Annotated in this window: 8 protein-coding genes, 1 tRNA gene and 1 pseudogene; 1 reads left to right on the top strand and 9 read right to left on the bottom strand. The window is 63.4% G+C overall.

What is annotated here, in order from left to right; all coding sequences use genetic code 11:
• Both AC1VTH_RS03990 and AC1VTH_RS03995 read right to left on the bottom strand, forming a co-directional pair.
• On the bottom strand, window positions 1–251 hold a 251-nt coding region (locus tag AC1VTH_RS03990; RefSeq protein ID WP_481334818.1), incomplete at its 3' end, for a hypothetical protein.
• A 67-nt stretch (window positions 252–318) separates the two neighbouring features.
• Window positions 319–409: transfer RNA gene (locus AC1VTH_RS03995), tRNA-Leu, on the bottom strand.
• A 973-nt stretch (window positions 410–1,382) separates the two neighbouring features.
• Between AC1VTH_RS03995 and AC1VTH_RS04000 the strand changes: the two genes are divergently transcribed.
• Window positions 1,383–2,438, top strand: coding sequence for a hypothetical protein (locus tag AC1VTH_RS04000; protein WP_481334819.1), 1,056 nt, complete (start codon window positions 1,383–1,385; stop codon window positions 2,436–2,438).
• Between the two features lie 497 nt (window positions 2,439–2,935).
• On the opposite strand, the gene AC1VTH_RS04005 is transcribed toward AC1VTH_RS04000, so the two are convergent.
• The 7 genes and pseudogenes from AC1VTH_RS04005 to AC1VTH_RS04035 all read right to left on the bottom strand — a co-directional run.
• Entirely contained in the window at window positions 2,936–3,946 is a 1,011-nt protein-coding gene (locus AC1VTH_RS04005) for an ABC transporter ATP-binding protein (protein WP_481334820.1), read from the bottom strand.
• Complete coding sequence (locus tag AC1VTH_RS04010) at window positions 3,947–5,062, bottom strand: ABC transporter ATP-binding protein (RefSeq protein WP_481334822.1); 1,116 nt, start codon at window positions 5,060–5,062, stop codon at window positions 3,947–3,949.
• 6 nt (window positions 5,063–5,068) lie between these two features.
• Entirely contained in the window at window positions 5,069–6,052 is a 984-nt protein-coding gene (locus AC1VTH_RS04015) for an ABC transporter permease (RefSeq protein WP_481334824.1), read from the bottom strand.
• Between the two features lie 12 nt (window positions 6,053–6,064).
• Window positions 6,065–7,102: an ABC transporter permease gene (locus tag AC1VTH_RS04020; RefSeq protein WP_481334825.1), complete on the bottom strand. Its 1,038-nt coding sequence runs from the start codon at window positions 7,100–7,102 to the stop codon at window positions 6,065–6,067.
• Window positions 7,103–7,251: 149 nt separating this feature from the next.
• Window positions 7,252–8,922 carry a peptide ABC transporter substrate-binding protein gene (locus AC1VTH_RS04025; RefSeq protein ID WP_481334826.1) on the bottom strand — a complete coding sequence of 557 codons (1,671 nt, stop codon included), beginning with the start codon at window positions 8,920–8,922 and terminating at the stop codon, window positions 7,252–7,254.
• A 312-nt stretch (window positions 8,923–9,234) separates the two neighbouring features.
• Entirely contained in the window at window positions 9,235–9,495 is a 261-nt protein-coding gene (secG, locus tag AC1VTH_RS04030) for a preprotein translocase subunit SecG (protein WP_481334827.1), read from the bottom strand.
• Window positions 9,496–9,671: 176 nt separating this feature from the next.
• Window positions 9,672–10,151: pseudogene (locus tag AC1VTH_RS04035) on the bottom strand (2,3-bisphosphoglycerate-independent phosphoglycerate mutase); the annotation flags it as partial.

The following is a 10,151-nucleotide window of genomic DNA, read 5'->3' on the forward strand; positions in this document are numbered from 1 at the left end:
TCTTGGGAGAGCTCGGTGAGCAAGGCCGCCTGCGCGTTGGCGGTGAGGATGGTGCCGTTTGCGTCGAGGGTGAGCACCGCGTCGGAGGTGAGCTCCATGAGGGTGGCGAGCACGCCGGGAACGGCCGCGGCGCCCACGCGCTCGACGCGTGACAGGGCCGCCTGCGCGGGGCGGGTGGCCCGCGTGGTCGAGAGGGACGACGAAGCGCCGTTGTTGGTGGCTACGGAGAGGCCGGAATCATCGGAAGCCACGAAAGGCCCCTTCCCTCGTGAACTACCCCTAGATAGCAAAAACGGGCCCGAAGGCCCGTGTATTTGCTGGTGTCGGAGGCGGGACTTGAACCCGCACGACCTTTTAGTCAGTCACTAGCACCTCAAGCTAGCGCGTCTGCCAATTCCGCCACTCCGACTTGTCAGTTGCGCTTTCGCGCGTGAAAGAATATACACCGGTAACCTAGCGATGTGCAAGCACGATTTCAAAATTTCTTGCAATTTAGCCAAAGTCGTATCTCTAGCTGGGGTTTTAACGAGTACTTCTTGGCAACGCGAGGATGGCTCGTCGCTGCAGCCCCCAACCGCACCCACTCCGGACCGCACGCCCCTCCCCGCAGCCTCGGCTGCACGCGGCTGGGCCTAGTGCATCCGTCAATCGCTTGATGGCTCGCCGCTGCACGTAAATCGGCTTAGTGCATTTTGCTCCTGGGCCGCTCGCCCCTCTCCGCTAATACACATTCCGGTTTTGCGAGCAGCACACGCGTGGCAACTGCCCTCCCCTAATACACTTGCCCCAGAAACGGGCAGCCCGGTCTCCAGCCCACTCTCGTCCGCTAATACACTTGACTGATTTGGGTGCAGCACCAGGCCCACTGTCCTCGTCCCCTAATACACTTGCCCGCCATAGGTGCAGCACCGGACTCGCCGCCCTGCTCCCCTAATACACCTCGTCGACTTCCGCGCAGCATGGCATGCGCGTCCTGCCTACGCCTACAGGGCCTCGTGGTTGACAAGCATGTGCGCCCCGCAGCATGGCGCGCGCCCCATTGAAGCGGAGCAACGGGCCCGCCGAGGGCGCCGCATCCATGGCACAGCCCTCCGTGCCGCACGCCTCTGACGCTTGTTAGATTTCTGACAGGTCATCATCGTTGTTAATAACTCGAAACGATTAGTGTCCCCAAAGCTTTGGGCTGCACGAGACCCTTCTGGGCCACAGGATTACGGGGACACAAATTCCCCTAGTGCCATCTTCTCCAATCCTCCACTGTCAGATTTGTGTTAGGCGCCATCTACCAGCAGTTTTTATCGTGCGATGTTCCAATTTTGCACCATGCAATTTCGTCAAGATATTCCATCGACACCAAGGCAGCGCGATGTTACCGTCTGCCCATGGACACCTGTATCTCGCACGATACGGCGCTGCGCTGGCTGCTCGCCAATCCCAACCCCCTTGCCAGCGGCCTGGGACGTCGTTGCGCCGCCTCACTGCCAAACCACGCCCCCTCGCGCGGCGACGCCCCGCTCATCGCTGCGGCGCTTGCACTCGATGAGGGCCAGCCCATGGACGTGCTCGTCGCAAGCCGCGGCAAGCGGCCCCAGTCGGGGCGCTATGTCGGGCACATCGGCAAGGATCCCCTCCCCACGGGGTCTTTCATCTCGCTTGACCGAGCATGCAAGGGACTCGCCATCGTCTCCCCCGAGCTGCTCTTTGTCGAGATGGCCCGCTCACACGAGCTCGTAGACCTCATCGCCATTGGCTATGCGCTCTGCTCCGGATACCGCCTGGTGGGCGAGAACGGCGACGTCATGACGCGCGAGAAGAACGACAAGCCCCTCACCTCGGTCGAGAGGCTTGGCGACTATCTTGACCGCGCCGGCACCATGCGAGGCAAGACCGCAGCGCGGCGAGCTCTTCGTCACATTGCCAACGGGTCGCTCTCGCCCAGGGAATCGAGCCTGGCGATGAGCCTGTCGCTCCCGCTCAACCTGGGAGGCTATGCCCTCGGGATAGTCGAGATGAATCGCAGCGTAATGGTTCAAACGAAGACGAGCGCAGACGGCAGGGCCATACGTGAGGCTCGCCGACCCGACGTGGTCATAACGGCCCGAAGGCGCGGAGGCGAGCTTGCTCACGCCGCAATTGACTACGACTCGGACGCGCATCACCTCGACGCCAAGAAGCGCGAGAAGGACACCGTGAGGAGAAACGACTTCCAGGCATCGCTCGGCATGCCCTACTTCACGCTCACCACAAAGCAGGCGACGGACTACGTTGCCTTCGAGAAGTTCGTCCACACGGTGCGTAGGTCCCTGGGAATCCGCAACAGGCTCTTCGCTCGCGCAGAGAATGACGAGGAGCGGCTCGAGGCAATTCGGCACCAGCAGTTTAAGCTCTGGCTGAGGTTCCTCTCCTCGGCGGCCGTCACGGTAGGAAGAACGCTATAGGTCCAGCACGTCCTCGGCGCCCGCATTGGTAGACAGGAAGTTGTAGGGCCGACGCGCGCTGCACGTCTTTTGGCGTAGTGCGTTCTCCGCCAGATGAAAGGCACGGCGCTGCACGTCATTAGGCGTAGTGCATTGGACGGAAGGAAGCCAGCTGCACGCTAAACGGCCTAGTGCATTGGTCGGGGAGATACACCACACCGATTTAAGTACGGCAACCAGGCGGAGCCGCCTGCAGAGAACGCACGAGGCCCATCTGCGTGCAGCGTCCGCCCGAGTCCGCGAGCCATAGACGCACCAAGCTCATCTACGTGCACCCATAGGCCAAGAAGGACCCACTCACGCCAAGCATCATCCGCACGCACCAGCGCGCAACGCACGCCACGCGCCAGCGCCCACGCGCCCGCGCGCATCGCACGCCACGTGCCAGTGCCCACGCGCCCGCACGCAACAAAAAAACGCCCCTTGCCGCGAGACCGCGACAAGGGGCGAAACAAACGCTACAGCTCGATCGAGGAGCCCTTGATGGGGTGATCAGCCGCGAAGTGGCAGGCGCAGAAGTGGCAGGGCGCAACCTCACGCAGCTCCGGGCGCTCCTGGGAGCAGATCGCCTGCGCGATGGGGCAGCGCGTGTGGAAGCGGCAGCCGCTCGGCGGGTTAATCGGTGAGGGCGGGTCGCCCTTGAGGATGATGCGCTTGCGCGAGTGCTGCACGTCCGGGTCGGGAATCGGCACGGCCGAGAGAAGCGACTGCGTGTAGGGGTGGTTCGGCTCGGCGTAGAGGCTCTTCCAGTCGGAGACCTCCATCATGTTGCCGAGGTACATCACGGCCACGCGGTCTGAGATGTGCTGCACCACGGACAGGTCGTGGGCAATGAACAGGTAGGCGGTGCCGTACTGCTTCTGGAGGTCCTTCAGCAGGTTGAGCACCTGGGCCTGGATCGAGACGTCAAGCGCCGAGACGGGCTCGTCGCAGATGATGAGCTTGGGCTTGAGCGCGAAGGCGCGGGCGATGCCCACGCGCTGGCGCTGGCCGCCGGAGAACTCGTGCGGGTAGCGGTTGATGTGCTCGGGGTTGAGGCCCACGATGTCGAGCAGCTCGCGCACGTAGTCCATGCGCTGGGCCTTGTCGGGCATCTCGCCGTGGATGACGAGCGGCTCGGAGACGATCTCGCCGATGGTCATGCGCGGGTTCAGGCTCGCATAGGGGTCCTGGAAGATGAACTGCATGTCGTGGCGAACAGCCTTGAGCTGCTTCTTGTTCATCCCGGACATGTCCTGGCCGTCAAAGACGACCTTGCCGCTCGTGGGGTGCGTGAGGCGCATGATGCAGCGGCCCGTCGTGGACTTGCCGCAGCCGGACTCGCCCACGAGGCCAAACGTCTCGCCGGGGTAGATGTCGAAGCTGATGTCGTCGACGGCCTTGACGCTCTTCTTCTCCTTCGAGAAGACGCTCGAGTCGACGGGGAACTCCTTGCACAGGTGCTCCACGTGAAGCAGGGGCTCGGTCATTTACGCCTCCCCTCCCTTCGTGGCATCGGCCGCGGCGCGCGTGCGCGAGTTCGCGGGCGCGTTCTTGCGAACGAACTCCGCGTCCATAGAATAGTGGCAGCGCGCGTAGTGTCCGGTCTCGGTCGTGTAGGTCTCGGGGCGCTCGGAGCGGCACTTGTCCGTGGCGTACGGGCAGCGCGGAGCGAACGAGCAGCCCTTCGGCAGGTTCACGAGTGAGGGCGGGTTGCCCTTGATGGGCGTGAGCGGCTTCTTCTCGTCGGTGACCTGCTCGGGGATGGAGCGCACGAGGCCCCAGGTGTAGGGGTGGATCGGGTTGTAGAAGATCTCCTCGGCGGTACCGAACTCAACGGGACGGCCAGCGTACATGACCATGATCTTGTCGGCCACGTCGGCCACGACGCCAAGGTCGTGCGTGATCATGACGATCGCGTTGCCGTTCTTCTCCTGCATCTCCTTCATGAGCTCGATGATCTGCGCCTGGATTGTCACGTCGAGGGCCGTCGTGGGCTCGTCGGCGATGAGGATGTCGGGGTCGCAGGCAAGGGCCATGGCGATCATGACGCGCTGGCGCATGCCGCCGGAGAACTGGTGCGGGTAGTCCTTGACGCGCTGCTCGGGGTTGGGGATGCCAACCATGTCGAGAAGCTCGATGGCGCGCTTGGTGGCCTGCTCCTTGGTGTAGCCGCGGTGCAGACTCAGGCCCTCGCCGAGCTGGCGGCCGATGGTGTAAACCGGGTTCAGCGACGTCATCGGGTCCTGGAAGACCATGGCGATGTCGTTGCCGCGGATCTGCTGCATCTCGCGCTCGCTCATCTTGAGCAGGGACTTGCCACGGTAGCGAACGTCTCCGCCCTCGATCTTGCCCGGGGGCATCTCAATGAGGCCCATGATCGTCATGGCCGTCACGGACTTGCCTGAACCGGACTCACCCACCACGCCGAGGGTCTCGCCGCGGTCGAGCGTGTAGGTCACGCCGTCGACGGCCTTGACCACGCCGTCGCCCGTGTGGAAGTACATCTTGAGGTCGTCGACCTCGAGCAGGTGGCTACCCTCGGGAACCGGCTGGTTCTTGAGGTCGAGCTCGGGCTCGACTGCCTTCTTCTTACCAAATGCCATCTAGCATCACGCGTCCTTCATCTTGACGTCGAGCGCATCGCGCAGGCCGTCACCGAGCAGGGTGAAGGCGAGCACCGTCGAGAGGATTGCAAGGCCGGGCATGATCATGAGCCACGGCTGCGTCTGCAGGAACGTCTGGCCGTCCTGAATCATGATGCCCCAGGAGGGCGTGGGCGGCGTGACGCCCATGCCGAGGTAGGACAGGGCGCTCTCGGTGAGGATGGCGCCGCCGATGTTCATCGTGGCGTAGACCACGATGGAGGCCACGGAGTTGGGGAAGATATGGCGTGCGATGATGCGCAGGTCCGACGCGCCCATGGCGCGCGCGGCATCCACGTAGTCGTTCTCCTTGACCGACAGGATCGCCGAGCGGAACACGCGGGCGATGGATGGCCAGCCGAGCACGCCGATGGCGATGAACACGTTCTGGATGCCCTGGCCCATGACGGCGAGCATCGTGATGACAAACAGCGTGTAGGGAATCGCCAGGAACATATCGGCCAGGCGCATGATGATCGTGTCGAACCAGCCACCGTAGAACGCGGCGAGCGCACCCATCACCAGGCCGATGACCGTGGAGATGAGCGTGGCGATGACGCCGACGGTGAGCGAGACGCGCGAGCCGTAGATGACGCGGACGAGCTGGTCGCGGCCCGTGGCGTCGGTGCCGAACGGGTGCTCGAGCGAGGGCGGCAGCTTGGAGCTCTGGGCCACCGTGGTGGTGTCGATGTCGGTGGGCGAGCCGAGCAGCTGCGGGGCCCACAGGTCTGCCGTGAGCGCGACGAGGACCACGAAGATGATCCAGGCGGCGCCGATGACGGCGAGCTTGTTCTTCTTGAGACGCTTCCAGGCGTCGCTCCACAGCGTGCGCGTGGGAGCGGCCGCCTCCTCAGCGTCGGCCTTCTCGCGCGAGGCCTTGAGGGCGTCGGAGAAGGCGCCGGACTGCTCCTGCTGGTCGTCAGAAGCCTGTGGCTTGTTGTTCTCAGTCATGTCTCTCCTCCCCTAGCCCTCGTCCTTGGGCGCGCCAAAGCGGATGCGCGGGTCAAGGAAGGCGTAGCTGATGTCGACGAGCAGGTTGATTACCATGACGACAATGACGATGACCGTGACGCCACCCAGGACGATGGGCCAATCACGCTGGGTCACGGCACGGTAGATCTCATAGCCAACGCCCGGCCAGTTGAAGACCGTCTCCGTGAGAATGGCGCCGGCGAGCATGCCGCCAAAGTCGATGCCGATGTAGGTGACGACGGGGATGAGTGCGTTCTTGAGCGCGTGGTGCCAGATGATGGCGCTGCGGGAGAGGCCCTTGGCCTTCGCCGTGCGGATGTAGTCTTGGTTGAGCACCTCGAGCAGCTGCGAGCGCATGATGCGCGCCGTGTAGGCCGTGGAGACCGCGGCGAGCGTCACGGCGGGCAGGATGTAGTGGACCCAGCTCTCGAACTCGGAGTTGGAGCCGCCCGCACCCGAGATGGGCAGGTAAAGCGCGCCGTCAGTGGCGTTCTTCAGGAAGACACCAAAGAACAGCTGGAGCAGCATGCCGAGCCAGAAGGCAGGCATTGCCACGAGGACGGACGTAACGAGCGTCACGAGTACGTCCCAGAACGAGTAGCGCTTGATGGCGGAAACCATGCCCGCGCCTATACCGACAACCGCCTCGATGAGGATGGCGACGATGGCCAGCTTCACCGTGTTGGGGTACTTGTCGGCGAGAATGTCGGCAACCTTGAGGTTGCGCGTGTACGAGGTGCCGAGGTCTCCATGGAGCAGGTCGTTCATGTAGGTGAGGTACTGCTTCCAGAGGGGCGTCGGGATGGTGTCGCCGTTCTCGTCATAAATCGGCTTGTTGTTCTCGTCCGTCTCGATGAGCCCGTTGGAGATGCGAATCTGCAACTCGGTCTCAGGCGTTACCTGCTTGCCGCCGGTGATGATCTTCACCGGGTCGCCGGGCACGATGGCCTTCATGGCGAACAGAATCATCGTCACGCCAATGAAGACGGGGATGAACTGCAGGACGCGCTTGAGTATGTACTTTCCCATGCGTACAACTCCTGTCGTGGGTCCGGGTACGCGCCCCTTGCGCGGGGCGGACCCCCTACTGGCAACGGGGCACCTCGGAGGATGCCCCGTTGCCGTATGCGGGCGCTTGCCCGCGGGTGTCTAGCAAAGTGCCAGCTCAAGGCCTAAATCTAGGCGCTCAGCTCGACCGTGCTCATGTCGCAGAGCTTCTGCGGGTCCATGTAGAGGGACTTGACGCGCTGCGAGCAGACCATCTGGTGCTTGTAGTAGAACAGCGGGATGACCGGCATGTCCTCGGCGATGAGCTTGTCGACCTCCTGGTACTTGGCGACGCGGTCGTCATCGGAGGCGATGGCGCGGGCTTCGAGCAGGCCCTTGTCGACGTCGGCGTTGGAGTACTGGCCGTAGTTGTTGTCGCCACCGGTCACGAACAGCGGGTACAGGAAGTTGTCCATGATCGGGTAGTCGGCGATCCAGCCCAGACGGCCGACCTGGAAGTCGGCGTTGGGATAGGTGTTGGAGAGGATGGAGGCCCACTCGGCAGTGTTCGAGGAGGTCTCGATGCCCAGGGCGCTCCAGTCGGCCATGACCATCTCCATGACGGCCTTGTGGTCACCGTCGAGGTTGTAGGTCAGGGCAATGGAGAGGTTGCGCTTGCCGTTGGCATCGGCCGGGTACTTCTCGTCCAGGATCTTCTTGGCGGCGTCAACGTCATAGCGGGAGTCGGCCCACTCGTTCTCGACGTAGCCCTTGATGCCGGGCGGGACGATGCCGCCGGCCGGCTCGCGGGTGCCCTCGAAGACGGTGTCGCAGATGGCCTGACGGTTGATGGCCAGGGACAGGGCGTGACGCAGGTCCTTGTCCTTGAGCTGCTCGTCATTGACGTTGAGCATGAGGTAGTAGATGGAGAGCTCGTCGCCCGTCAGGACCTCCTTGCCCGTGGTAGCCGTGTAGCCGTCCTCGGACTCGCCGTACTGGGAGATGGCGTCCTTGAGCTGGGTGGTGGGCACCTGGGCGACGTCGAGGTTGCCGGCCTGGAACTCGGTGTAGGCCGTCTGGACGTCCTTCTGGATGTTGAAGTGAATGCCGTCGAGCTTGGCCTTCTCGCCGTAGGAGTAGTCGTCGAAGCGGACCAGGTTGATCTGCTGGCCGTCCTCCCACTTGCCGTCCATCTTGAACGGGCCGTTACCCACGGGGGCGAAGAAGAACGTGTCGAAGTCCTCGAGAGCGCAGTCAGGCACGGGCGAGAGCGCCGGGTGCATGCAGACGTAGGGGAAGTCGGCGTAGGCCTGGGAGAGCTTCACGACGAGGGTGTCGTCGTCGGGGCAGGTGACGCCCTTGAGCTCGGTGGCGTCGCCGGCGGAGAGCTCGGAGTAGCCGTCGACCATGGCGAGGTGGTAGCCGATCGCGGAGGCGTGCTCTGTGGAGGTGTTGGGGTTCAGGATGCGCTCCCAGCCCTGCTTGAAGGACTTGGAGGTGACGGTGGTGCCGTCGTGGAACTTGGCGCCCTTCACGAGGTGGAAGGTGAACTCGTCGGCGGCGTCGTTGACGTCCCAGGACTCGGCGGCGAGACCCACGAGCTCGTTCTTGGTGAAGTCATAGGTGGTGAGGGCGTCAAAGAGCTGGTAGCCCACCATCATGCCCTGATCCTCCTCGAGGTCATACGGGTCGATGGCGCTCGGGTTGTTGATGTAGTAGCTCAGAGTGCCACCCTCGGCGGCGGAGCCGGAAGCGGCACTGGTGTCTCCGCCCTTCTTGCCGCAGGCGGCGAGCGCGGCCATGGCGCTGGCGGCCAGGCCACCCTTCACGAACGTGCGACGGTTCATCGTAGGCTGGGTCATAATGCCTCCCTATGTTGCGATGCCCTGTCAGGCGACCCGTGCGCCTGGGCTCCAGAGCATCTCGAATGTGGGCGGGGAGGTCCTGGCCTTCTCGGCGTCTATGCAGCCGCCCGGCGCGCGCGGCGCCTAACTGAGCTTGGCAAGAGTCCCCGCTTGCAAACTTGTCATGTGATTATCCGATATTGGATGGTGGGCGGCAACCTGAACGGACGCTTTAGCGCAGTAAAGGAAGCAATTTGAAACAGACTAGAAACAAAGGGCGCGCCTCCCCCGCGGGAGACGCGCCCATGCGTTCGATATGTGCCGCGGCGACTAGCCGAGCGAGGAGACCGTGCCCAGCGGGTAGGTGAGCATGAAGATGACGATCGTGACCATGAAGATGACGGCCGCGATGACAGTGAGGCGGTCGAGGTTCTTCTCCCACACGCCCGAGCCGGCGTTGGCGTTGTACATGGAAGAGGCGATCATGTCGGAAACGCCGGTGCCCTTGCCGGAGTGCATGAGCACCAGGACGATGAGGGCGACGGCGGAGATGGCCCAAGCCACCAGAAGGATCGTGTTGAGAGGACCCACAGTTGCTCCTTTAGGGAGAAGTTACATTCATGCAAATGATGAGGATAGCACAAGTTGGCACATTAGCCTCGGGGACAAAAGACCCGTCCCTCTGTCCCCAGGCTGTATGGAATAGGGCCGCTACCAAATCAAGCGGCAGCGGCCCTAAAGGTGAAGCAAAAGACGGAGCTCGGAGGCTACTCCTCGGTGGCGAGCACGCGGCCCGTCATCTGCTTGGAGGGCTCAAGGCCCGCGAGCGTCAGCATCGTCGGGGCGATGTCGGACAGGCGACCGTCCTCGATGCCCGTGAGCTTGGCGGCCGGGTCGGCCACGATGAAGGGCACGCGGTTCGTGGTGTGGGCCGTGAACGGGTGCTTCTCACCGTTGACCACGTCAAACATGTGGTCGGCATTGCCGTGGTCGGCCGTGATCAGCGCAAAGCCGCCCTTGGCGAGAATCGCCGGGACAACCTTGGACAGCGCGGTGTCGACGGCCTCGACGGCCTTGACGGCGGCCTCGAACACGCCCGTGTGGCCAACCATATCGCAGTTGGCGAAGTTCACGATGTAGAAGTCGGCGCGGTCCTCATTGATGGCCTCGACCAGCTTCTCGGTGACCTCGGGAGCGCTCATCTCGGGCTTGAGGTCGTACGTGGCGACCTTGGGGCTCGGCACGAG

It is taken from the genome of Parolsenella sp., assembly GCF_982402205.1.